Origin of the sequence: Mesorhizobium sp. L103C131B0 (assembly GCF_000502275.1) — a bacterium.
Classification (GTDB): domain Bacteria; phylum Pseudomonadota; class Alphaproteobacteria; order Rhizobiales; family Rhizobiaceae; genus Mesorhizobium.
In genome coordinates this window covers 131,714-153,769 of the sequence record NZ_AYXC01000007.1, presented here as the reverse complement: position 1 = coordinate 153,769, position 22,056 = coordinate 131,714, and the positions used below count along the sequence as shown (strand labels likewise).

Annotated in this window: 22 protein-coding genes; 15 read left to right on the top strand and 7 right to left on the bottom strand. The window is 64.0% G+C overall.

The features are described 5' to 3' along the window. The first annotated feature begins 154 nt into the window (after positions 1 to 154). The 3 genes from trpS (at position 155) to X730_RS149590 (ending at position 2,586) form a co-directional block, all read left to right on the top strand. The gene (trpS, locus tag X730_RS149580; RefSeq protein WP_023826508.1) at positions 155 to 1,222 is read left to right on the top strand and encodes a tryptophan--tRNA ligase; all 1,068 of its coding nucleotides are present in this window, start codon (positions 155 to 157) and stop codon (positions 1,220 to 1,222) included. Between the two features lie 101 nt (positions 1,223 to 1,323). Beyond that, positions 1,324 to 1,815 carry a universal stress protein gene (locus X730_RS149585; RefSeq protein ID WP_023672856.1) on the top strand — a complete coding sequence of 164 codons (492 nt, stop codon included), beginning with the start codon at positions 1,324 to 1,326 and terminating at the stop codon, positions 1,813 to 1,815. Between the two features lie 201 nt (positions 1,816 to 2,016). Then, entirely contained in the window at positions 2,017 to 2,586 is a 570-nt protein-coding gene (locus tag X730_RS149590) for a NifU family protein (RefSeq protein ID WP_023826507.1), read from the top strand. Positions 2,587 to 2,769: 183 nt separating this feature from the next. Here the strand turns inward: X730_RS149590 and X730_RS149595 are convergent, their stop codons facing one another. Beyond that, positions 2,770 to 3,387, bottom strand: coding sequence for a L,D-transpeptidase (locus X730_RS149595; RefSeq protein ID WP_023692663.1), 618 nt, complete (start codon positions 3,385 to 3,387; stop codon positions 2,770 to 2,772). 238 nt (positions 3,388 to 3,625) lie between these two features. Here X730_RS149595 and cueR point away from each other — a divergent pair, with 238 nt between their 5' ends. Then, positions 3,626 to 4,045 (top strand): Cu(I)-responsive transcriptional regulator, encoded by a 420-nt coding sequence (gene cueR / locus X730_RS149600; RefSeq protein ID WP_023703112.1) that lies wholly within the window; start codon positions 3,626 to 3,628, stop codon positions 4,043 to 4,045. Positions 4,046 to 4,304: 259 nt separating this feature from the next. On the opposite strand, the gene X730_RS149605 is transcribed toward cueR, so the two are convergent. Then, complete coding sequence (locus X730_RS149605) at positions 4,305 to 4,652, bottom strand: hypothetical protein (protein ID WP_023826506.1); 348 nt, start codon at positions 4,650 to 4,652, stop codon at positions 4,305 to 4,307. Positions 4,653 to 4,711: 59 nt separating this feature from the next. On the opposite strand from X730_RS149605, the gene X730_RS149610 reads away from it, so the two are divergent. Continuing rightward, complete coding sequence (locus tag X730_RS149610; RefSeq protein ID WP_023826505.1) at positions 4,712 to 5,212, top strand: MmcB family DNA repair protein; 501 nt, start codon at positions 4,712 to 4,714, stop codon at positions 5,210 to 5,212. A 51-nt stretch (positions 5,213 to 5,263) separates the two neighbouring features. Here X730_RS149610 and nhaA read toward each other — a convergent pair whose 3' ends face one another. The 5 genes from nhaA to X730_RS149635 form a co-directional block, all read right to left on the bottom strand. Then, on the bottom strand, positions 5,264 to 6,451 hold the full coding sequence (gene nhaA / locus X730_RS149615) for a Na+/H+ antiporter NhaA (RefSeq protein WP_023826504.1): 1,188 nt from the start codon (positions 6,449 to 6,451) through the stop codon (positions 5,264 to 5,266). A 453-nt stretch (positions 6,452 to 6,904) separates the two neighbouring features. Beyond that, on the bottom strand, positions 6,905 to 7,468 hold the full coding sequence (locus X730_RS149620) for an ActR/PrrA/RegA family redox response regulator transcription factor (RefSeq protein ID WP_023672848.1): 564 nt from the start codon (positions 7,466 to 7,468) through the stop codon (positions 6,905 to 6,907). An 85-nt stretch (positions 7,469 to 7,553) separates the two neighbouring features. Further along, a complete protein-coding gene (locus X730_RS149625) occupies positions 7,554 to 8,879 on the bottom strand; it encodes an ActS/PrrB/RegB family redox-sensitive histidine kinase (RefSeq protein WP_023692667.1) in 1,326 nt (441 codons plus the stop codon). 32 nt (positions 8,880 to 8,911) lie between these two features. Beyond that, positions 8,912 to 11,374, bottom strand: coding sequence for an ATP-dependent helicase HrpB (gene hrpB / locus X730_RS149630; RefSeq protein ID WP_023826503.1), 2,463 nt, complete (start codon positions 11,372 to 11,374; stop codon positions 8,912 to 8,914). A gap of 41 nt (positions 11,375 to 11,415) precedes the next feature. Further along, positions 11,416 to 12,306, bottom strand: a complete 891-nt coding sequence (locus X730_RS149635; protein ID WP_023684199.1) for a DMT family transporter — start codon at positions 12,304 to 12,306, stop codon at positions 11,416 to 11,418. Positions 12,307 to 12,332: 26 nt separating this feature from the next. Between X730_RS149635 and X730_RS149640 the strand changes: the two genes are divergently transcribed. From X730_RS149640 to dhaM, 10 genes are all read left to right on the top strand, one after another. Beyond that, positions 12,333 to 13,031: a PIG-L deacetylase family protein gene (locus tag X730_RS149640; protein ID WP_023715560.1), complete on the top strand. Its 699-nt coding sequence runs from the start codon at positions 12,333 to 12,335 to the stop codon at positions 13,029 to 13,031. A 254-nt stretch (positions 13,032 to 13,285) separates the two neighbouring features. After that, positions 13,286 to 14,617: an ABC transporter substrate-binding protein gene (locus X730_RS149645; protein ID WP_023826502.1), complete on the top strand. Its 1,332-nt coding sequence runs from the start codon at positions 13,286 to 13,288 to the stop codon at positions 14,615 to 14,617. Between the two features lie 228 nt (positions 14,618 to 14,845). Further along, a complete protein-coding gene (locus tag X730_RS149650) occupies positions 14,846 to 15,793 on the top strand; it encodes a sugar ABC transporter permease (protein WP_031198535.1) in 948 nt (315 codons plus the stop codon). Continuing rightward, positions 15,790 to 16,740, top strand: a complete 951-nt coding sequence (locus X730_RS149655) for a carbohydrate ABC transporter permease (protein WP_023711245.1) — start codon at positions 15,790 to 15,792, stop codon at positions 16,738 to 16,740. Before X730_RS149650 ends, X730_RS149655 begins: the two co-directional genes overlap by 4 nt. Positions 16,741 to 16,954: 214 nt before the next feature. Further along, complete coding sequence (locus tag X730_RS149660; protein WP_023826501.1) at positions 16,955 to 17,158, top strand: hypothetical protein; 204 nt, start codon at positions 16,955 to 16,957, stop codon at positions 17,156 to 17,158. A gap of 2 nt (positions 17,159 to 17,160) precedes the next feature. After that, positions 17,161 to 18,273, top strand: coding sequence for an ABC transporter ATP-binding protein (locus X730_RS149665; RefSeq protein WP_023826500.1), 1,113 nt, complete (start codon positions 17,161 to 17,163; stop codon positions 18,271 to 18,273). Next, positions 18,266 to 19,279, top strand: a complete 1,014-nt coding sequence (locus X730_RS149670; protein WP_023826499.1) for an ABC transporter ATP-binding protein — start codon at positions 18,266 to 18,268, stop codon at positions 19,277 to 19,279. The genes X730_RS149665 and X730_RS149670 overlap by 8 nt, the downstream gene beginning before the upstream one ends. A gap of 64 nt (positions 19,280 to 19,343) precedes the next feature. Next, a complete protein-coding gene (locus tag X730_RS149675) occupies positions 19,344 to 20,987 on the top strand; it encodes a dihydroxyacetone kinase subunit DhaK (RefSeq protein WP_023826498.1) in 1,644 nt (547 codons plus the stop codon). Between the two features lie 70 nt (positions 20,988 to 21,057). Beyond that, the gene (gene dhaL, locus X730_RS149680; protein WP_023668780.1) at positions 21,058 to 21,660 is read left to right on the top strand and encodes a dihydroxyacetone kinase subunit DhaL; all 603 of its coding nucleotides are present in this window, start codon (positions 21,058 to 21,060) and stop codon (positions 21,658 to 21,660) included. After that, positions 21,657 to 22,046: a dihydroxyacetone kinase phosphoryl donor subunit DhaM gene (gene dhaM / locus X730_RS149685; protein ID WP_023668781.1), complete on the top strand. Its 390-nt coding sequence runs from the start codon at positions 21,657 to 21,659 to the stop codon at positions 22,044 to 22,046. Before dhaL ends, dhaM begins: the two co-directional genes overlap by 4 nt. Positions 22,047 to 22,056 lie beyond the last annotated feature (10 nt).

The following is a 22,056-nucleotide window of genomic DNA, read 5'->3' as shown; positions in this document are numbered from 1 at the left end:
CAACATCGGTCTTGATCCTCTCCGCCCCTTCGTCCATAAGCGCGCCGTCGAAAGACTTCGCCGGGCGCGGTTTCCAGCCGCGTGATTGGCTCCGAAAAGTCTGCAACTTTTCGGAATCACGCTTATACGGCCCTCCACAAGCCATGAGGAACCCATGACCGCCTTCAAACAGCTCGTCTTTTCCGGGGTACAGCCGACCGGCAATCTGCATCTCGGCAACTATCTCGGCGCCATCAAGAAATTCGTCGCCCTGCAGGAAACGTCCGACTGCATCTATTGCGTCGTCGACCTGCATTCGCTGACGGCACAACTCGTCCATGACGACCTCGCCGACCAGACCCGCTCGATCACCGCGGCCTTCCTTGCCTCCGGCATCGACCCGAAGAAGCACATCGTCTTCAACCAGTCGCGGGTGATGCAGCATGCCGAGCTTGCCTGGATCTTCAACTGCGTGGCGCGCATCGGCTGGATGAACAAGATGACGCAGTTCAAGGACAAGGCCGGCAAGGACCGCGAGAACGCCTCGCTGGGCCTGCTTGCCTATCCCTCGCTGATGGCCGCCGACATCCTGCTCTACCGCGCCACCCATGTGCCGGTGGGCGAGGACCAAAAGCAGCATCTGGAGCTGACCCGCGACATCGCGCAAAAGTTCAATAATGATTTTTCGAGCCGCATCGCCAGTCTTGGCGTCGGCGTCGAGATGCAGGTTGGCGAAGAGACGGTAAACGGGTTCTTCCCGATAACCGAACCGGTGATCGGCGGGCCGGCGGCGCGCATCATGAGCCTGCGCGACGGTTCGAAGAAAATGTCGAAGTCGGACCCGTCCGACCTGTCGCGCATCAATTTGACCGACGATGCCGACACCATCTCGAAGAAGATCCGCAAGGCCAAGACCGACCCGGAAGCGTTGCCAAGCGAAGTCGACGGACTGGAAAGCCGCCCGGAAGCGGAAAACCTGGTCGGCATCTATGCCGGGCTGGCCGAGATGTCGAAGGCGGACGTGCTGAAGGAATTCGGCGGCCAGCAGTTTTCCGTGTTCAAGCCGGCGCTCGCCGACCTTGCCGTGGAAAAACTGGCGCCGATCGCCGGCGAGATGCGCCGTATCGAGGGAGACCGCGCCTATGTCGACGCGGTGCTGAGAGACGGCGGCGAACGCGCCGGCGCGCTGGCTGGGACCACCATGAAGACGGTACGCGACATTATCGGCCTGTTGCAGGGCTGATCCTACCGTCAGTGCACCGCACCATTCTGGCCCAAGGCCGGCGGCTTGCCGCCGGTCTGCCGCGGTGGCAGATTGCGGCCGAAAACATCGAGTAGATAGACATGGTCTCCAAACGCCTCAGTCGCGAAGCCGGCCATCGCAGGAAATTCCTGACGATCATCGACGACACGCCGGAGTGCGAGCGCGCCGTCGCCTACGCCTCCAAGCGGGCGCAGAGCACCAGCGGCACGCTGGTGCTGCTCTACATCATCACACCGGACGACTTTCAGCACTGGCTGGGCGTCGAGAAGATCATGCGCGAGGAAGCCAATGCCACGGCACGCGCGGCACTCGACGGCTACGCCAACAAGGTGCGCCAGAAGCTTGGCATCGAGCCCGAGATGGTGGTGCGCGAAGGCAAGCCGACCGAAGAGATCCACAAGCTGATCGAGGAAGACCAGGACATCGCCATCCTGGTGCTGGCGGCAGGTGCCGGCAAGGAAGGACCCGGGCCGCTGGTCGGGGCTGTTGCCGGCAAGGGCGCCGCCTTCCCTATTCCGGTCACAGTGGTGCCGCAGAACCTGTCTGACGAGGAGATCGACAGCCTCGCATAGAGAGTGATGCCGGAAGTGTGAAGCGGTTTCGGATAACATCACGATCCTGGATTTATAGCCCGCGCGGGATTCATTCCCAGCCAGCAAAAACATTCCGCCAGCCAGCCGTTTTGAGCGACGCGTTTCGCTTGAATGTCCAGCCGATTGAGCCTATTTAGAACTATTCCAAACTAGCTGCCCGACTGGGGCACGGAGACGGCCATGTTCATCCAGACCGAATCGACGCCGAACCCGGCAACGCTGAAGTTCCTGCCCGGCAAGGAAGTCCTTGTTGAAGGCACCGCCGATTTCCGCGACGTCGACAGTGCAGCCAGCGCATCGCCGCTGGCCGGCCGGCTGTTCGAGATCCCCGGCGTGACCGGCGTCTTCTTCGGCTATGACTTCATCACCGTGACCAAGGACGGCCCGGACTGGCAGCACCTGAAGCCGGCGATCCTGGGCGCCATCATGGAGCATTTCATGTCGGGCGCGCCCGTGATGATCAACGCCGGCCCCGCCGCCGAGACCAGCCAGACCGGCGAATTCTACGACAAGGCCGATGAGCAACTGGTCATCACCATCAAGGAACTGCTCGACACCAGGGTGCGCCCGGCGGTTGCCCAGGATGGCGGCGACATCACCTTCCGCGGCTTCGAGAACGGCACCGTGTTCCTGCACATGAAGGGCGCCTGCGCCGGCTGCCCGTCCTCGACGGCGACGCTGAAGCACGGCATCCAGAACCTGCTCCGCCACTTCGTGCCGGAAGTACAGCAGGTCGAGCAGGTCTCCTAAGACCCCTTCACGCATTCGAGCGAGCAACAAAAAACCGGGCCAGATTGCCCGGTTTTCTGTTTTGGACGTCCGTTGTTGCCTAGACGGTCCGCGTACGAAGGGTAACGCCTATTTTGACCATGATCTTCCCGAAAACCGGTTCCACTTTTCGCTTTCGTGGACCTCGGTTCCGGATCATGGTCCCTACATCACGATGACCTTGGCACCGACCGACGTGCGGTCGTAGAGGTCGATGATGTCCTGGTTCATCAGCCGGATGCAGCCTGACGACATCGCCTTGCCGATCGAATTCCATTCCGGACTGCCGTGCAGGCGGTAGCCCATATCGCCGCCCTTGTTGAACAGATACATGGCGCGCGCGCCGAGCGGGTTCTTCAAGCCCGGCTCCATGCCGCTCGCGAACTTCGCTAGCTCCGGCTGGCGCTGGATCATCTGCCGCGGCGGCGTCCAGGTCGGCCATTCGCGCTTCAGCGCGATATGGGCGGTGCCGTGCCATTCAAAGCCTTCGCGGCCGACGCCGATGCCGTAGCGGATCGCCCGGCCGTCGCCTTCGACGAAGTAGAGAAACTTGTTCTGGGTATCGACGACGATGGTGCCCGGCTTTTCCGAGGTGTCGTAGTTCACCTCTTGCCGGTGGTACTTCAGCGGCACCCTCTCGATCGGGATGCGCGGCAGTTGGTAGCCTGCATCGTTCACCGAACCGTAGTTGTTGGTGAACAGTTGCGAGCCGATCGTGCTGCAACCCGAGATCGCGGCCGACAACGCAAGTGCGGCGACGATTGCAAATGACTTCATGCGCATGAAATGGTCCGATGCCCCGCCAAGATGTCGCGACACGTTACGGCCGCTTTTCCTGAAATCATTCATGCTGGCATTTGCTTTGCTTGCCAAGCGCGCGATGCCTATATGCAGGAGCTTACGTGCCGGTAAGCCGTCAACTATGGCATTTCGGCAACAGGACTCACGGGATTGTGAAGGAAAAACAATGGGCGGCCCTGTCGGATAGCCTAGAATCAGGGAACCACATCGAGGAATCACAATGAATGTAGGCGATGCCGCGGCGCGGTCCGGCCTGCCGGCCAAGACCATCCGCTACTATGAAGAGATCGGCCTGATCGCGCCGGCGCGCGCCGGCAATGGCTATCGCGATTATTCCAGCGACGACATCCATCGGCTGGCCTTCCTGCGCCGTGCCCGCAACCTCGGCTTTTCAATCGACGATTGCCGCCAGCTGATGGCGCTCTACCGCGATCGCAGCCGCGCCAGCCACGATGTGCGCGAGATTGCCGCCGCCCATGTGAGCGCCATCGAGGAAAAGGTGCGCGAGCTGCAGTCGATGCGCACGACCTTGCAGACGCTGATCCAGGCCTGCCATGGTGACGACCGGCCGGATTGCCCGATTTTGGATGACATTGCGGGGGCTGCGCTACTCGAGAACAGGCCGGCTTCGGCCATATAGGTAGTATCTCGACTGACTAAAATACGGGAACGTCCAAGGGACAAGAACGGAACCAAAGCGGTTACATCAGACCTTTGCGTTCACGGCGCAAGACTTTAGTCCGGCCGCCTTATAGCTAAGAACGGAAGTTGATCGGCGGACGCAGGGGCGTTCCGGAGCAATACCAGACCGCGCCGATACAGATATGGTGCGATCGCGGAAGGCGCTCGGATCAAGTCGCAGCCTCAGTTCTGTCAACCGTATAATCGCCGCCATTCCCCTACGGCTGGGTAGCGCTCGTGAGCAGTGGGTCATCTAGCTCTGCCTTTGTCTTCAGGACGGCATCAACGAGGGAACCGAACTCCTCGACGCTGAATGTGCAACTATCCTGGACCGCTCCCATATGGCTGAGGCGGAAGCGTACGAATTTCCGGTTTTCGGCTGGGATGCGCTTCACCAGAAACATGAATGAATAGGGACCCGCGATCGCTGAGTACCGGCGCAACTCTTCGGTCGCGGGGAAAAGCCGGTTGATGAATCCCAAAAACCCCATGGTGTCTCCCCTCGTGCCAAGGACCGTGCTTCTTATCATTGCGAGAGAAAATTCGCCTATGGGTTTGTCAACCATACGATCGCCATGGTCACACAGGGTTCAAACCGTGAACAAAATCTGGCATGGTGGCTGCCATGCCGATCATCTCCCCGATTCTCCTCAATCCCCTGATCGACGGCCGCCAGTCGGAACGCGCCATGCTGGTGCGGCGTGGCGTGCAGCGGCTGCTTATGCAAATGGGCATGCATGTGCTGCCCGAACTGTCGCTGGCCACCGGGCGGCGCGCCGACCTTGTGGCGCTGACCAGGCAGGGCGATATCTGGATCATCGAGGTCAAATCCTCGATCGAGGATTTTCGCGTCGACCGCAAATGGCCGGATTATCGGCTGCACTCCGACCGCTTCTTCTTCGCCACCCATCCGGGCGTGCCCTCGGAGATCTTCCCGGAGGAATGCGGCTTCATCCTTTCCGACGGCTATGGCGCGGAGATCCTGCGCGATGCGCCGGAGCACCGGATGGCGGCGGCAACGCGCAAGGCGCTGATGCTGCGCATTGCGCGGGCGGGTGCGGCGCGGCTGCTGGCGGCGGAGCTGGCGGGTGTGGCGGTGCCGGCGCTGGCGGGGGAGAGCGAGTAGACGAAGCTCAAGTTCCTCGCCCACGAAGTGGGGAGAGGAACCCAAGAACACCTACTCCACCACCTCCTCCACCCCTGCCGCCGGCGCCATCAGGAGCACGGCGGCACCCAGCAGCGCTGCAACGAAGGACCCCGCCAGGATGCCGACCTTGACGGCGTCCTGCAGCGCCATGTCGTTGGCGAAGGCGAGCAGGCCGATGAACAGGCTCATGGTGAAGCCGATGCCGCAGAGCAGCGAAATGCCGATCATGTGCAGCCAGCCGGCATTGACCGGCAGGTCGGCGAAGCCGAGCCGGATGGCAAGCGCGGACGAGCCGAAGACGCCGACCAGCTTGCCCAGCACCAGGCCAGCGGCAACGCCGAGCGTCAGCGGCTCGACCAGGGCAGAGGCGCTGAGGCCGGCCAGCGACACGCCGGCATTGGCAAAGCCGAAGATCGGGATGACGAAGAAGGGCACGATCTTGTGCAGGCCGTGTTCGAGCCGGTGCAACGGCGAATGGTCGAGATCGTGGCCGCTACCGGCAGAGATTTTCAGCGGAATGGTGAGCGCCAGCGCGACGCCGGCCAGCGTGGCATGCACGCCCGATTTCAGAACCAGCACCCACAGCACGGCGCCGAGCACTAGGTAGGGCGTCAGCCTCGTCACCCGCATGCGGTTGAGCACGATGAGCACCGCGATGACGGCGAAGGCCGCACCGAGATAGGCCAGCGACAGGCCGCTTGTGTAGAAGATGGCGATGATGATGACGGCGCCGAGATCGTCGATGATGGCGAGCGCGGTGAGAAAGATCTTGAGCGACGCCGGCACGCGGTTGCCGAGCAGCGACAGTACGCCGAGCGCAAAGGCGATATCGGTGGCGGTCGGGATCGCCCAGCCGGAGAGCGCGGCGGCGTTGTTGCGGTTGATGGCGACATAGACCAGCGCGGGAACCAGCATGCCGCCGGCGGCGGCGACGCCCGGCAACACGCGGCGCGGCCAGGTCGAGAGCTGACCGTCGAGCATCTCGCGCTTGATCTCGAGGCCGACCAGCAGGAAGAACACCGCCATCAGCCCATCATTGATCCAGTGCGACACGCTGAGCGGGCCGAGATAGGCGTGGAGAGCGGCGAAATAGGTTCCGGCCAATGGTGAATTGGCGACGATCAGCGCAAGGGCTGCCGCAACCATCAGGATGATGCCGCCCGCCGCCTCGCCGTCGAGGAATTCGCGAAGGATGGATTTCGGCTGCTTGTCGCGCATGTGTGCTCCGTTGCCGGGTTTTCCGGCGGCGTTATTGCCGATGATGGGCAAAGGTCGATGGCACGGCAAGCGCAACTGTTTCCAGCGTTGGCGCCGCCCCAACCAATCCGCTTGGCGCTGCGGCGGACGCATAGGGGGAGAGAAGTGTCACCTATGTATCCGGTTCAAAGTGTTACCCATCTATCGGCTGGNCCAACCAATCCGCTTGGCGCTGCGGCGGACGCATAGGGGGAGAGAAGTGTCACCTATGTATCCGGTTCAAAGTGTTACCCATCTATCGGCTGGACAGCAGCTTCAGCCTCGCCGTCGTCTCCTGCAACGCCGGCGATTGGCGAAGCCGGCGATGAGAGCGCCCCTCTCCCCCGTCTCTATACGGGGAGAGGACGCCGGCAGGCAGGTGAGGGGCAGCGCTGAGGTCGGCAATTGGCGGCCGGCGCCGCCGGCGCGTGAACCTCAGCGTGGTGCGCGCTTGGCGAGTATGCGCTGCAGCGTGCGGCGATGCATGTTGAGCCGGCGCGCGGTTTCCGACACGTTGCGGTCGCACATTTCGTAGACGCGCTGGATGTGTTCCCAGCGCACGCGGTCGGCCGACATCGGATTTTCCGGGGGGGCGGCGCGCTCGCCGGCGGTGCGGGTGAGCGCTGCAAACACGTCGTCGGCGTCAGCCGGCTTCGACAGATAGTCGATGGCGCCGAGCTTCACCGCGGTCACCGCGGTGGCGATGTTGCCGTAGCCGGTGAGGATGACGGTGCGGGCATCGTCGCGCTTCTCGCGGATGGCGGCGACGACGTCGAGGCCGTTGCCGTCGCCGAGCCGCATGTCGACCACCGCATAGGCCGGCGGGTGGGCGCGCGCCTTGGCCACTGCCTCCTCGACGCTCTCGGCCGTCTCGACCACGAAACCCCTGGTTTCCATGGCGCGGGCCAGCCGCGTCAGGAACGGCTTGTCGTCGTCGACGATGAGCAGCGAGGTGTCCTCGCCTTCAACCATTGCGCCAATTGCTTCTTCGCCAGTCATTATCTTAAAAAATCCTGCTGCCTTAATTTTACGCAGATATAGTTCCTGAACGCCATTGTCCAATTTTGCCGCCTCCGCCAGGCTTTTACGCGGTGTCGAACATCGAGATCCCCACCGATTCCGGGTTGAGGAAGACGGTGCGGGGCCACGATATCTGCACGATGGCGCCCTCGCCCAGCCCGCTCGAATTGCGGAAATCGAGCGTGGCGCCGGAGCGTTCGAGCAAGGTCTTGGCAATGAACAGCCCGAGTCCAAGGCCACCGCCGGCCTCGTTGCCCTGGCGTGTCGACATATAGGGCTCGCCGATGCGATCGATGATTTCGGGGGGAAAGCCCGGCCCGTCATCGATGATCGAGAAGGTGACGTCGAGTTCGTCCCAGCTCCATCGCACCGTCACACTGTTGCGGGCGAAGTCGACGGCGTTCTCGACAAGATTGCCGAGGCCGTAGATGACCCCGGGGTTGCGTCGTCCCACCGGTTCGGGGCCGACGCGCTCGCCCGGCCGAAGCTTGATCGAGATGCCGAAATCGCGGTGCGGCGCGGTCACCTCCTCGACCAGCGAGGTCAGCGGCAGACGCGACAGATGCGCCTCGCCCTCGGAGGACAGGCTGGTCAGCCGCTTCAGGATCTCGCGGCAGCGCTCGCTCTGCGACCGCAGAAGTTTGACGTCCTCACCGTATTTTGGGTCGTCGCCAAGTGCCTTTTCCATCTCCTTGGAGACAAGGGCGATGGTGGCGAGCGGCGTGCCGAGTTCGTGCGCGGCGGCGGCGGCAAGCCCATCCAGAGCCGACAGATGCTGCTCGCGCTGCAACACCAGTTCGGTGGCGGCAAGCGCATTGGCGAGCAGGCGGGCTTCCTCGGCGACGCGGAAGGCATAGATGGCGGTGAAGGCGATCGAGGAAAACACCGCCATCCATATGCCGGCGACATAGATGAATGGCATGGGCAGCGGCGCGCCCTCATACCATGGCAGCGGCTGGTGGAAGAAGACCAGCAACGTGGCCGCCGCCATGACCAGCGCGCCGAGCACCGCAGTCAGCCGCAGCGGCAGCGACGCCGCCGAGATGACGACGGGCACGGTCATCAGCACCGAGAACGGGTTGGTGAGGCCGCCAGTCAAAAAGAGCAGGCCGGCAAGCTGCAGGCTGTCGAAGGTCAGGATGAAAAAGGCTGAGAACGGGGTCAGCCGGTGCGCTGCCGGATAGCGGAAGGTCAGCACCAGGTTAAGCCAGGCCGAGCAGGCGACCAGCGCGAAGCAGAGGCTGACCGGCAGCGGGAATTTGAGCCCATAGGCGACGACCAGCACCGCCAGGCTCTGGCCCACGATGGCCAGCCAGCGCAGCCGGATCAGCGTGTTGAGGCGCAGCCGCTGGCTTTGCTGGAAGTCTGGCGCGTGCACGATGTTGATCATGGCCAAGGATTATAGCCGGGAAAGGACGAGCGCTAGGTCCCTCGCGGTTTGGCGCGGGCGGTGGCCGCAGCGAGCAGCGGATTTTCCGGCCAGACATGGCGGGGATAGCGGCCGCGCATGTCGGTGCGCACATCGGCCCAGGAGCCGCGCCAGAAGCCGGGCAGGTCGCGCGTCGTCTGGATCGGCCGGTGCGCCGGCGACAACAGCTCGAGCGTCAGCGGCACGGTGCCGTTGGCGATTGCCGGATGGCGGTCAAGGCCGAATAGTTCCTGCACGCGGATCGCCAGCACCGGCCATTCGCCGTCATAGCGGATCGGCACATGGCTGCCGGACGGCGCGTCGAAATGGGTCGGCGCCAGTGTGCCGATCTTGCGCTGCAAATCATGCGGCACCAGCGCCATCAGGCCCGACGACAGCACGCCGGGTTCGATGGCGGCGAAGGACGCCTTGCCCGACAGGAACGGCAGCAGCCAGTCGTCGAGGCGTTCGAGCAGGGCGGCTTCCGAAACATCGGGCCAAGGCGCGCCGAGGCCGCGATGCAGCCAGCCAAGCCGTTGGCGCAGCGTCTCGCCGTCCTTGCCCCATTCCAGCAGCGACAGGCCGTGCTCGCGCAAGGCATCCAGGATGGCGCGGTCGGCGTCTGTTCCAGTTGGTGCGGGCAGCATGCGCTCCGACAAAGTGATGGCGCCGAGCCTGGCGGTCTCGCGCACGCGCACCGCGCGCCGCTCGCGGTCGAAGCTTGTCTCGCGGCGAGTCTCGATCCTGTCGGAGAGTGCGGCGCGGATGTCGGCCTCGTCGACGGCTGCCGCCGCCGTGATGCGGGCATTTTGCGCCTTGCCTTGCAGATCGGCGACGACCAGCCAGGTCTCACCGGCCAGCGGATCGGCGGCGTCGAGCATGGCGCCGGAGCCGTTGGCGAGCACGAAACGCCCGCGCTCGCCGCGCGCTCTGGCGACACGGTCCGGCCAGGCGTGGATGAGGAGAAGACCGGCAGAAGCGGTTTCGCTGCTCTTGGCGCCGCCCGCCTGCTTCGCCAATCGCCCGGCAAGCTGCCTTGCCGCAACGGCGCGCGGTGACTTTTCCGTGCGGAAGCGCATCAGGCGCCGTTCGAGGTCGGCGCCGTCGCCGCCAAGGCCACGCTCGGTGAGCAGGACGGCTAGCATCGCAGCTTCGAGCGCGTGGCCGCCGCCAGCGGCTTCAGCGACCATGTGTGCGAGCCGCACGGGCAGCGCCAGCTTGCGCATCGCGCCGCCTGCCTCCGTCAGCCGTCCGGCCGCGTCGATGGCGTGCAGCGCCGTGAGCAGCGCCCGCGCCTCGTTAAGCGCGGGAATGGGCGGCGGATCGAGGAAGGAGAGACTTGCGGGATCGGCGACGCCGAAGGCGGCGCAATCGAGCAGCAACCCGGACAGATCGGCTTCCAGAATCTCGGGCGGGGTGAACGCGGGAAGGGCCGCCGTCTGCTCGGCCCGCCACAGCCGAATGGCGACACCTGGCTGCGTGCGTCCGGCGCGACCGGCGCGTTGATCGGCCGACGCCCTGGAAACACGCACCGTCTCCAGCCGGGTCAGGCCGCTCGCCGGCTCGTAGCGCGGCAGCCGCGACAGGCCGGAATCGATGACGACGCGCACGCCGTCGATGGTAATCGAGGTCTCGGCGATCGACGTCGCCAGCACCACCTTGCGGCGACCGGGCGGCGCCGGCTTGATCGCGGCGTCCTGCGCCGTGTTGTCGAGCTGGCCGTAGAGCGGCACGATGTCGGTGTCGGCGCCGAGGCGGCCCTGCAGCCGCTCGGCGGTGCGCTCGATCTCGCGCTGGCCGGGCAGGAAGGCGAGCACGCTGCCGCTCTCCTCGGCAAGGGTGGAGCGGATAGCCTTGGCCATGGCGTCTTCGACGGGAACGCCGGCCGGCCGTTCGTCGTATCTGACATCGACGGGGAACGCACGGCCTTGGCTTTCGATCACCGGGGCGCCGGACAGGAGTTTCGCGACGCGCGCGCCATCGAGCGTTGCCGACATCACCAGCAGCCGCAAATCCGGCCGCAGCGCGCCCTGCACGTCGAGCGCCAGCGCCAGGCCGAAATCGCCGTCGAGCGAGCGCTCGTGGAATTCGTCGAAGATCACCGCCGAGACGCCGGGCAACTCCGGATCGTCGAGGATCATGCGCGCCAGCACGCCTTCGGTAACGACGAGAATTCTGGTCCGTGCCGACGTGCGGTTTTCCATGCGCAGGGCATAGCCGACGGTGGCGCCGGGCTCTTCGCCAAGCAATTCCGCCATGCGGCGGGCGGCCGCGCGGGCGGCGAGGCGGCGCGGTTCGAGCAGGACGATCTTGCCGGCGGCCAGCCAGGGCGCATCGAGCAGCGCCAGCGGCACCAGCGTCGTCTTGCCGGCGCCGGGCGGCGCCACCAGGACGGCGCTGTTGCCGGAGCCGAGCGCCTGGCTCAGGGCCGGCAGCACGGCGGATACCGGAAGCTCCGGCAAGGATCTCGTCGTCATTGCGTCCGCATATCAGCGGTCACTATGGCCATGCAACCGGATCAAAGCCTCGTGCGCGCAAACGGGTTCCAGCGCACCGTGCCCAGCCGCACCTCCTCGCGCACCATGGTGAGCAGGCCGGACGCGCCAACGACGGCCAAGCCGACCAGCGATATCCAGTCCGGATACTCCTGGAAGAACAACGCACCGAGGATCACCGCCCAGACGATCTGCGAATAATGCGTCGGCGCGATGCGGTTGGCCGGTGCGTGTTTGGCGGCCAGCAGCTGCAGCAATTGGCCGCCGGCGGTAAAGGCGCCGCCCAGCACCAGCCACAGCAGCTGCATGGCGTTGGGGAGGGTGAACGATGTGGCGATGGTGCCGGCCCCGTTGAACAGCAGCCCGTAACCGATGAGCACGCCGAGCATGGTGGTGCGCTTTTCCTGCTGGGCGAGCGACCGCATCAGGATGACGCTCGCCGCGGCAAGGAAGGCCACCGTGAAGGCGGCAAGGTGTCCGAGATGCAACTCGCGAAAACCTGGCCGCACCACCAGCATGACACCTGCAAAGCCGGCAACCACCGCCAGCCAGCGCCATGGACCGACCTTTTCTTTCAGGATGACGGTCGAGAGAATGGTAACGCAAAGCGGCGCCAGGAAGATCAGTGCATAGGTCTCGGCCAGCGGAATGGTGGTGAAGGCGTAGACGCTGAGCACGCCCGAGGCGATGCCGGCCCAGGCGCGGGCCTGCACCGCCCATGGCCGCCCGGTGCGCCAGAAGTCGCGCCAGCGCTCATCGACTGGGCGGCTGAAAAACAGGAAGCAGCCGGCAAACAGCGTGATGAAGAAGCCGATCTCGAAGACGGTGAACTGTCCGCCAAGGCTCTTGATAACGGCATCGCTGCACGAATAGCTTGCATAGGCGATGAGGGCGAGCAGGATTCCGTTCGTCACGTTTTTCCATTTCCGGGGAGAGTGCAGTGAAGGTATTGGCGCTCGGCGCGCATCCCGACGACATCGAGATATTCATGTTCGGTACGCTGGCTGCCTATGCCACGCAAGGCGCAGAACTGACTTTTGCCGTGGCCACGGATGGCGCCAGGGGCGGCATGGGCGACCCGAGCGTTTTGGCTCGTGTCCGCCGCGACGAGGCGGCGGCCGCTGCGGCGCTGCTCGGCGCAACCCTTCGCTTTCTCGACTTTCCCGACGGCGAACTGGTGGCTGATGCGGCACTGATCGCTTCGCTGAAAGCGCTGATACGCGAGACCGCGGCGGATCTGGTTATCACGCATGCCCCCAACGACTATCACGCCGACCATCGTGCTTTGTCGGACGGCGTGCGCATCGCGGCCTCGTTCGGCGTCCCCGTGCTGCATGCCGACACGATGGGCGGCACCGGCTTTGCGCCGACGCATTACGTCGACATTTCCGCCTACGGCGATATCAAGACGCAGGCGATCCGAGCGCACCAGTCGCAGTGGCCGGAGCAATATGTCGACAGAGCGCGCGTCCAGAATGAGTTTCGCGCCGGGCAATGCAACAGCGTTCCCGGCTCCCTGGCCGAGGCCTTCCGATTCGAGCCGACATTTCCCTTCGCCGACATCCGCGCGCTGCTGCCGCCCGCGCCCCCTGTTCGGCCGGTGACGCCGCAGACGAAAATTATAGGCGACCCCGGCTAAGCAACTTCCGGGCGAGCCGTCCGGCAATCATTTCCCAACGATTTCAATCGCCGTTTCGCCATGTTGCGGCGCAGCGACGAATTCGCTTGCCTTGTTTAGTAAAAATTGCATCACTAAACAAATTACTAAACATCTGCGACGCACCGCGCCGCCCTGGCGACGCATAGCGCGCCGTGTTTAGCCCCTCGGAGGAGCGAGGGTTGAGGGGTTCTTGAAACGGCCATCCGGGCGCGTTTCGCAAATGGGAGGAAGGCATGAAATCGAGCTTGAAACTGGCGTTGGGACTGACCTCGGCGATTACCGCGTCGACAGCCGTCTCGAACGTTGCGCACGCTGAAGACCTGACGCTTTGCTGGGCCGCCTGGGATCCGGCAAACGCGCTGGTCGAACTGTCCAAGGATTTTACCAAGGAAACCGGCATCGGCATGAAATTCGAATTCGTGCCGTGGACCAACTATGCCGACCGCTTCCTCAACGAGCTCAACTCGCACGGCAAACTGTGCGACCTGATCATCGGCGACAGCCAGTGGATCGGCGGCTCGGCCGAGAACGGCCACTACGTCAAGCTGAACGACTTCTTCGACAAGGAGAAGATCAGCATGGACGACTTTGTGCCGGCAACAGTCGTCGGCTATTCCGAATGGCCGAAGAACACGCCGAATTACTGGGCGCTGCCGGCCATGGGCGACGTCGTCGGCTGGACCTACCGCAAGGATTGGTTCTCCAAGCCGGAGCTGCAAAAGGAATTCAAGGAAAAATATGGCTGGGATCTCGGCCCGCCGACCACCTTCGACCAACTGAAGCAGGTCGCCGAGTTCTTCCAGAAGCGCGAGATCGACGGCAAGACCGTCTATGGCGCTTCGATCTACACCGAGCGTGGCTCGGAAGGCATCACCATGGGCGCCATGGACGTGCTCTACAGCTACGGCTTCCAGTATGAAAACCCCAAGAAGCCCTACGAGATGGAAGGCTTCGTCAATTCGCCAGACGCGGTCAAAGGCCTGGAGTTCTACAAGTCGCTCTACGATTGCTGCACGCCTCCGGGTGCCTCGAACAGCTATATGGGCGAAGGCGTCGACGCCTTCAAATCCGGTCAGGTGGCCATGCACATGAACTTCGCCTTCACCTGGCCCGGCCTGCAGAAGGACGAGAATGTCGGCGGCGACAAGATCGGCTACTTCGTCAATCCGAAGGGTCCCGGTGGCGCCCAGTTTGCGCAGCTTGGCGGCCAGGGCATTTCGGTGGTGTCCTATTCAGACAAGCAGGAATCGGCGCTGAAATACATCAAGTGGTTCGCCGACAAGGATGTGCAGGCCAAATGGTGGTCGCTCGGCGGCTATTCCTGCCTGAACGCGGTGGTCAAGGACCCGGCCTTCCCGTCCAGCCAGCCTTATGCGCAGACCTTCCTCGACTCGATGGCGATCGTGAAGGACTTCTGGGCCGAGCCGAGCTACGCACCGCTGCTGCAGGCGTCGCAGAAGCGCTTCCACGACTATGTCGTTGCCGGCCAGGGTTCGGCCAAGGACGCGCTTGACGGCCTGGTCAAGGACTGGACGCAAGTGTTCCAGGACGACGGCAAGATGTAACCGGACCAACGGCTCCTCCCGAGCCTGACCCCAGAGGCGGATGATTTTCAGGCCGAATCGACCAGAAATCATCCGCCTCGGGCTAAAAAGAGAGAGAGCATGATGTCGTCCGAAAACCGCTTCACACTTTTCGGCTTCATGCTCTTGGTCCCGTGCCGCCCTTGGCACGGGACGCAGTTCAGATAAATTCCAGTGTCGAGACTTGACGTGACCGAAGCAGGACTCACCATGCTCAATCGGACTGCGGAGAACGTTGCCCGGGCGACCCCGGAGCCGTTGGCCCGCAAGGTCCGGGGCATCAGCGACAAGGGCCTCGCCTGGCTGTTCATCTCGCCGACGATCCTGTTGCTCTTGGCCATCAACATCTTCCCGCTGTTCTGGGCGATCTACCTGTCCTTCACCAACTTCCGCGCGAACCGCCCGAACGAGGTGGTGAAAAACCTCGGCTTCGCCAACTACCAGCGCATCCTCGGCGACCAGGACATCTGGATCGCCATGCAGACGACGGCGCATTTCGTGTTCTGGACGATCTTGCTGCAGACGCTGATCGGTTTCACGCTGGCATGGCTGATCGACAGGAAGTTTCGCGGCCACGCCTTCTGGACGACCATCATCCTGGTGCCGATGATGCTGTCGCCGGCGGTGGTCGGCAATTTCTGGCGTTTCCTCTACGAGCCGCAGATCGGCCTGTTCGCCTACGCCATCTCGTTCGTCACCCGGATACCACCGACCGACATCCAGATGCTGTCCAACGTGTCGCTGGCGCCGTGGTCGATCATCATCGTCGACACCTGGATGTGGACGCCCTATGTCATGCTGATCTGTCTCGCCGGCCTGCGCTCCATCCCCGAATACATCTATGAAGCCGCCGAGGTCGACCGCGCGTCCAACTGGCGGCAGTTCTGGTCGATCACGCTGCCCATGGCGCTGCCCTTCATCATGCTGGCAGTGCTGTTTCGCGGCATCGAGAACTTCAAGATGTTCGACATGGTCAACCTGCTGACCGGTGGCGGGCCGGGCTCGACCACCGAGGTCGCCTCGATCACGCTGAAGCGGCAGGCCTTCGAGAGCTGGCGCACCGGATATTCCTCGGCCTTCGCCATCATCCTGTTCGTCGCGGTGTTCGGGCTGGCCAACATCTACGTCAAGGCGCTGAACAAGGTGAAGCAGAGATGAGCCTGACCACCGCCCACTCCGTCGTCGCCCCCTCGGCCAATTCGAAGCGGATCGCCGGCACGATCATCGTGCTCTACGCGCTGATCTCGATCGTGCCGCTGCTGTGGATCTTCGCCACCAGCTTCAAGACGCCGCCGGATTCGATCGCCTATCCGCCCAAGATTCTGTTCCAGCCGAGCATCGAGGGCTATTGCAACCTGTTCACGACGCGCACCAGGCAAACGCCCGAGTATATCAACTCGCTCGGACCCGCGACCGGTTTCTGCGACGAGACCTCGCGCAAGCGCAACATGGTGATTGCCGGCCCGTCCAATTTCCTGCCGCGCTTCGTCAATTCGCTGATCATCGCCTTCGGCTCGACCTTCTGCGCGGTCTTCCTCGGCACGCTGTCTGCCTATGGTTTCTCGCGCTTCAAGGTGCCGCTGGCCGATGACCTTCTGTTCTTCATCCTGTCGACGCGCTTCATGCCGCCGATCGCGGTCGCGATTCCCATCTACCTGATGTACCGCGAGCTCGGCCTGTCCGACACCGCGCTGGGCATGATCCTGCTCTACACCGCGGTCAACGTGTCGCTCGCGGTGTGGCTGCTGAAAGGCTTCATCGACGAGATCCCGCGCGAGTATGAGGAAGCGGCGATGATCGACGGCTATACCAGGCTGCAGGCCTTCTGGCGCACCGTGCTGCCGCAAGCGACTACCGGCATCGCCGCGACCGCCATCTTCTGCCTGATCTTCGCCTGGAACGAATATGCGTTCGCCGCACTCCTGACCTCCGGCACCGCGCAGACCGCGCCGCCCTTCATCCCGACCATCATCGGCGAAGGCGGCCAGGACTGGCCGGCGGTGGCGGCCGGCACGACCATCTTCCTGGTGCCGATCCTGGTCTTCACCATCCTGCTACGCAAGCAGTTGCTGCGCGGCATCACTTTTGGGGCGGTGCGCAAATGATTGGTGTGCCAGGTCGACCCCCACTCCGTCGAGCTTCGCTCGACACCTCTCCCCCGATCGACGGGGTAGAGGAAGGACGCGAACTTCATTCAGCCAGGCTCCCTTCCTCTCCCTCCGGAGGGGGGAGAGGTGGCGCTGCGAAGCAGCGACGGAGTGGGGGAACCACCTGGCAACCGTCTCGCCCCGTTGCCGGGCAGAAGGAAGGAAGCTGCGCATGACGCGCCCAGCCATCTCCAAAAAGTCATCCTGGCCTCGCTGGGCCCGGCGCGGCCTGATGGAAAACATCGCCACGACGCTGATCGCCATTGGATTCCTGATGCTGTTCCAGCCCTTCGCGCTGGCGCTCTACACCTACTCCTTCATCACCATGCTCGCCGGCACGGTGATGTTCATCATCGTCTCGAAGTTCCCGGGATAATCATGGCCGAAATCCGCGTCCAGCATTTGAGAAAGGCCTTCGGCGATTTCGTCGCGGTGCAGGATTCCAGCTTCGTCGTCGAAGATGGTGAGTTCTTCGTCATGCTTGGTCCCTCGGGCTGCGGCAAGACGACGACGCTGCGCATGGTCGCCGGCCTCGAATTGCCGACCGGCGGCCAGATCCTGCTCGGCGGCGAGGACGTCACCATGCGCCGGGCGCGCGAACGCGACATCGCCTTCGTCTTCCAGCTGTTCGCGCTCTATCCGCATATGAACGTGCGCAAGAACATCGGCTTCCCGCTTCTCGCGCAAGGCATGCCCTCGGCCGAGATTCGAAGCCGTGTCGAGGAAACGGCGAAGCTGCTGCGCATCGACCATCTGCTCAACAAATCGGTCTCGGGCCTTGCCGGCGGCGACCGCCAGCGCGTGGCGCTCGGTCGCGCCATCGTGCGACGGCCAAAATGCTTCCTGATGGACGAGCCGCTCGGCACGCTCGACACCGAATTCCGCGATCTGATGGTGCATGAACTGCGCGAGCTGCACAACCGCATCCACGCCACCACCGTCTATGTCACGCACGACCAGATGGAAGCGATGTCGATGGCCGACAAGATCGCCGTCATGAACCATGGCGTCATCGAACAGTTCGGCAGCCCGCGCGAAATCTACGACCGCCCGGCAACCATGTTCGTCGCCGATTTCATTGGCTCGCCGCCAATGAACTTTCTCGGCTTTGGCGGCGGATTGGCGAAGGGGGCGAAGGAGATCGTAGTGCAAGGCGCCAAGGTGGCGGTGCCGGAAGTGCGCGAGGATATCGCGCCGGCCGACATGGCGCTCGGCATCCGCCCCGAGCACATTCGCTTCGACGACGCCTCGAAACTACGCGGCGCCATCTATGGCACCGAATATCTCGGCACGACGCAAATCGTGGCCGTGGAAACGGCGGGCGGGATCATCAAGGCGCGGGTACCGGCCGAAATCCGGCTTGCTGCCGGCGACCATGTCGGCCTGACGCTGAACAGCGCGCGGTTGTCGCTGTTCGACAAGGGCTCGGGCCGCGCCGTGCGCACCGCTGTTCACGATACCGCCTCTCAAGGGAGAGCGCAGCATGGCTGACGTGCACATCAAGGGCGTGACAAAAAGCTTCGACGACCATGTCGCCGTCGATGGCCTCGACCTTAACATCGCCGATGGCGAATTCGTCGTGCTGCTCGGCCCGACCGGCGCCGGCAAGACGACGACGCTGAGATTGATCGCCGGACTGGAGCGGCCGGATGGCGGCACGATCCATATTGGCAGCCACGATGCGACGACGCTGTCGCCGGCCGAGCGCGACACCGCCTTCGTGTTCCAGCAATATTCGCTCTACCCGCATCTGTCGGTCTACGACAACCTCGCCTTCCCGCTGCGTTCGCCAGCGCGGAAAGTACCGGAGGACCAGATTCGCCGCCGCGTCGAAGAGGTGGCAAAGATGGTGCGCATCCACCACAAGCTCGCCAACCGCTCGACCAAGCTGTCGGGCGGCGAGATGCAGCGCGTCGCCATCGGCCGAGCGTTGGTGCGCAAACCGTCGATCTATCTGATGGACGAACCGCTGTCGTCGCTGGATGCCAAATTGCGCGCCGATCTCAGGCTCGAACTCAAGCGCATCCAGGCCGAACTCGGCGCCACCATGCTCTATGTCACGCACGACCAGATCGAGGCGATGACCATGGCCGATCGCATCGGCATCCTCAATGACGGCGTGCTGGTGCAGATCGGCACGCCGCGCACAATCTATTCGGAGCCGGCCAACCTTCATGTCGCGGCCCGCCTCGGCCAGCCGGCGATCAACCTGCTGCCGGCCGGGCTGCTGCCTGATGGTGGGGCGCCGACCGGAACCAAGACCATCGGCGCGCGCACCGAGCATCTGTCGATCGAGAAGACCGCAAGCGGCCATGCCGACGGCGTCGTCGACTGGGTCGAACATCTCGGGGACCAGAACCATCTGCATGTTACGGTCGGCCCGAAGAAACTGGTGACGCTCACCGACCCCGATACGGATCTGGCCGAGGGCGACAAAGTGGTGATCCGCTACCGCTCGCCACTTTATTTCGGCGCCGACGGACAAAGACTGATGTGAGGTTTTCGGTGTCTCGCCAAGGGCACGGCACCGGCTTCTGATTGACGAATACAGGACGAATTCGATGAAGCACTTTTTCAACCGCAGGGAAACGATCGTCACCGAGGCGCTGGACGGGCTGTTGCGGACTATCGGTTCCGGCGATCTCGCCCGCCTCGACGGCTATCCCGAGATCAAGGTCGTGCTGCGCGCCGACTGGGATAAGGCAAAGGTTGCCGTCGTCTCCGGCGGCGGTGCCGGGCACGAGCCGTCGCATGCCGGGTTTGTCGGCAAGGGCATGCTGACGGCGGCGGTCTCGGGCGAGATCTTTGCCTCGCCCAGCGTCGAGGCGGTCCTGGCGGCCATTCGCGCGGTGACCGGCCCGGCTGGCTGCCTGCTGATCGTCAAGAACTACACCGGCGACCGCCTCAATTTCGGCCTCGCGGCCGAGAAGGCGCGCGCCGAGGGGTTTCGCGTCGAGATGGCGATCGTCGCCGACGACATTGCCTTGCCCGATATCAACCAGCCGCGCGGCGTCGCCGGCACCTTGTTCGTGCACAAGATATCAGGCCATTTGTCGGAGACGGGAAGCGGTCTGACAGCGATCGCGACAGCGGCTCGCGCGGCGGCGAAGGACATCATCTCGCTCGGCATGTCGCTGTCGTCCTGCTCGATCCCTGGCCAGCCACATGAAGAGCGGTTCGGCGAAAATGACGGCGAACTCGGCCTCGGCATCCATGGCGAGCCGGGCGTCGAGCGCATCGCCGTGCAGAGCGCCGACAGACTTGTGGCGATCATGGCGGAGCGGCTGGCCGCGCGGCTCGACCCGAACGCCAGCCACGCGTTGCTCATCAACAATCTCGGCTCGGTGCCGCCGCTCGAAATGTCGCTGGTCGCCAATGCCGTGCTGGCCTCGCCGCTGGCCAAGACCGTGAAGCTTGCGATCGGCCCCGGACCGCTGATGACGGCGCTCAACATGAACGGTTTTTCGCTGTCGCTGATCAAGCTCGATGCGGCGCGCGAGGCAGGCTTGCTGGCGCCTGTCGGCCCACATGCCTGGATGCCGGCCAAAACCGTCGTCGCGCCGGCTATCGTGCCTATGGCGAAAGCGGCTGGAAACAGCGCAGCCCAAAGGGCCAGCCAGGATTCCGGCACCAGGCGTTTGATCATCACGGTCTGCGAACGGCTGATCGCGCTCGAAGAGACACTGAACGGGCTCGACGCCAAGGCGGGCGATGGCGATACCGGTTCGACGGTTGCGACCGGCGCGCGCAGCGTGCTGGAACGGCTCGATGCGCTGCCGCTGGCCGACCCTGCCGCCACACTTGCGGCTATAGGCGATAGTCTGGGCGTCGCAATGGGCGGCTCCTCAGGCGTCTTGCTGTCGATCTTCTTCACGGCGGCGGCTCAGGCTTCGAACGGCGGAGCAACCCTGTCCAAGGCGCTGCTTGCCGGGCTTGACCGGATGACCTTCTATGGCGGCGCCAGGGTCGGCGACCGCACCATGGTCGATGCCTTGGAGCCGGGGCTGAAGGCGCTCGATGCCAAGGGGCTGGATGCCGCGGCTACAGCGGCACGGCACGGCGCCGAGGCGACCGCGGCCATGGAGAAGGCGAAGGCCGGGCGCTCCGCCTATGTCGGCACCAAATTGCAGGGCGTAGTCGACCCTGGCGCCCATGCCGTGGCCGAAGTGTTCGCGGCCGCCGCCGCGCTGCATGCAGCGGCCTGACGGCATGCTTCGATTGTCGAATGAAAACTCTTGCGATACTGCCGGCAGGTTCGAAACCGGGAATCTGGACATGGCAGCGTTCGACCTTGCCAGGCTAATCACCGCCGCCGCGGACACGATCGCCGCTCACTCGGAAGAGTTGACCGCGCTCGACCAGGCGATCGGCGACGGTGACCATGGGCTGAACATGAAGCGCGGGTTTGAGGCCTTGCGTGCCGATGCCGAGGCGTTTTCGGCCAAGCCGCTGCCCGAGGCGCTGAAGGCGATCGGCACCAAGCTGGTGATGACGGTTGGCGGTGCATCCGGGCCGCTCTTCGGTACATTGTTCCTGGCGCTGGGCAAGGAGATTTCGGGAGAGCCGGATCGTGCCAATCTGGCGGCTGCTTTCGGCAAGGCAATCGAAGCTGTGGCCGCCAGAGGCAAATCCCAGGTCGGTCAAAAGACCATGCTCGATGTGCTGCAACCTGTGCAGGACGCGTTGGTCGAAGGAAAGACGGCCATGGAAATTGCAGATATCGCCGACATGGCTGCCGAGGCGACCGTGCCGATGAAGGCAACACGCGGTCGCGCCTCATTCCTCGGCGACCGCTCAATCGGTCATATGGATGCCGGCGGACGCTCTGTGGCGCTGCTGGTGCGGACCGTCGCCGAAACCGTCGAGGGCCAAGCATGAGCAATGTCGGCATCGTCATCGTCTCGCATTCCCCGCTGGTTGCCGAAGGCACGGCCGACATGGTGCGGCAGATGGTGGGCGACGAAGTGCCGCTTGCATGGTGCGGCGGAAACGGCCATGGCGGGCTCGGCACCAGCGTCGAAGCGATCATAGGCGCCATCGACAAGGCGTGGTCGGAGGCGGGCGTCGCCATACTGGTCGATCTCGGCGGCGCCGAGACCAATTCGGAAATGGCGGTGGAAATGATCGGCGAGCCGCGGGCGCAGAAGATCATCGTCTGCAACGCGCCGATCGTCGAAGGCGCGGTGATGGCGGCGACCGAGTCCTCCGGCGGCGCCTCGCTGAAGGAAGTGGTGGCGACGGCGCATGAATTGTCGCCGTCGTGAGTGAACGGGA

Bases quoted from the DNA above. Each gene is read 5' to 3' on its own strand.
- X730_RS149675 (WP_023826498.1), top strand. From the start codon at position 19,344: ATGAAGCACTTTTTCAACCGCAGGGAAACGATCGTCACCGAGGCGCTG.
- X730_RS149660 (WP_023826501.1), top strand. From the start codon at position 16,955: ATGACGCGCCCAGCCATCTCCAAAAAGTCATCCTGGCCTCGCTGGGCC.
- X730_RS149620 (WP_023672848.1), bottom strand. From the start codon at position 7,468: ATGACTGGCGAAGAAGCAATTGGCGCAATGGTTGAAGGCGAGGACACC.
- dhaL (WP_023668780.1), top strand. From the start codon at position 21,058: ATGGCAGCGTTCGACCTTGCCAGGCTAATCACCGCCGCCGCGGACACG.
- X730_RS149650 (WP_031198535.1), top strand. From the start codon at position 14,846: ATGCTCAATCGGACTGCGGAGAACGTTGCCCGGGCGACCCCGGAGCCG.
- X730_RS149670 (WP_023826499.1), top strand. From the start codon at position 18,266: ATGGCTGACGTGCACATCAAGGGCGTGACAAAAAGCTTCGACGACCAT.
- dhaM (WP_023668781.1), top strand. From the start codon at position 21,657: ATGAGCAATGTCGGCATCGTCATCGTCTCGCATTCCCCGCTGGTTGCC.
- hrpB (WP_023826503.1), bottom strand. From the start codon at position 11,374: ATGACGACGAGATCCTTGCCGGAGCTTCCGGTATCCGCCGTGCTGCCG.
- X730_RS149665 (WP_023826500.1), top strand. From the start codon at position 17,161: ATGGCCGAAATCCGCGTCCAGCATTTGAGAAAGGCCTTCGGCGATTTC.
- X730_RS149610 (WP_023826505.1), top strand. From the start codon at position 4,712: ATGCCGATCATCTCCCCGATTCTCCTCAATCCCCTGATCGACGGCCGC.
- cueR (WP_023703112.1), top strand. From the start codon at position 3,626: ATGAATGTAGGCGATGCCGCGGCGCGGTCCGGCCTGCCGGCCAAGACC.
- X730_RS149595 (WP_023692663.1), bottom strand. From the start codon at position 3,387: ATGCGCATGAAGTCATTTGCAATCGTCGCCGCACTTGCGTTGTCGGCC.
- X730_RS149625 (WP_023692667.1), bottom strand. From the start codon at position 8,879: ATGATCAACATCGTGCACGCGCCAGACTTCCAGCAAAGCCAGCGGCTG.
- X730_RS149585 (WP_023672856.1), top strand. From the start codon at position 1,324: ATGGTCTCCAAACGCCTCAGTCGCGAAGCCGGCCATCGCAGGAAATTC.
- nhaA (WP_023826504.1), bottom strand. From the start codon at position 6,451: ATGCGCGACAAGCAGCCGAAATCCATCCTTCGCGAATTCCTCGACGGC.
- X730_RS149605 (WP_023826506.1), bottom strand. From the start codon at position 4,652: ATGGTTGACAAACCCATAGGCGAATTTTCTCTCGCAATGATAAGAAGC.
- trpS (WP_023826508.1), top strand. From the start codon at position 155: ATGACCGCCTTCAAACAGCTCGTCTTTTCCGGGGTACAGCCGACCGGC.
- X730_RS149655 (WP_023711245.1), top strand. From the start codon at position 15,790: ATGAGCCTGACCACCGCCCACTCCGTCGTCGCCCCCTCGGCCAATTCG.
- X730_RS149590 (WP_023826507.1), top strand. From the start codon at position 2,017: ATGTTCATCCAGACCGAATCGACGCCGAACCCGGCAACGCTGAAGTTC.
- X730_RS149645 (WP_023826502.1), top strand. From the start codon at position 13,286: ATGAAATCGAGCTTGAAACTGGCGTTGGGACTGACCTCGGCGATTACC.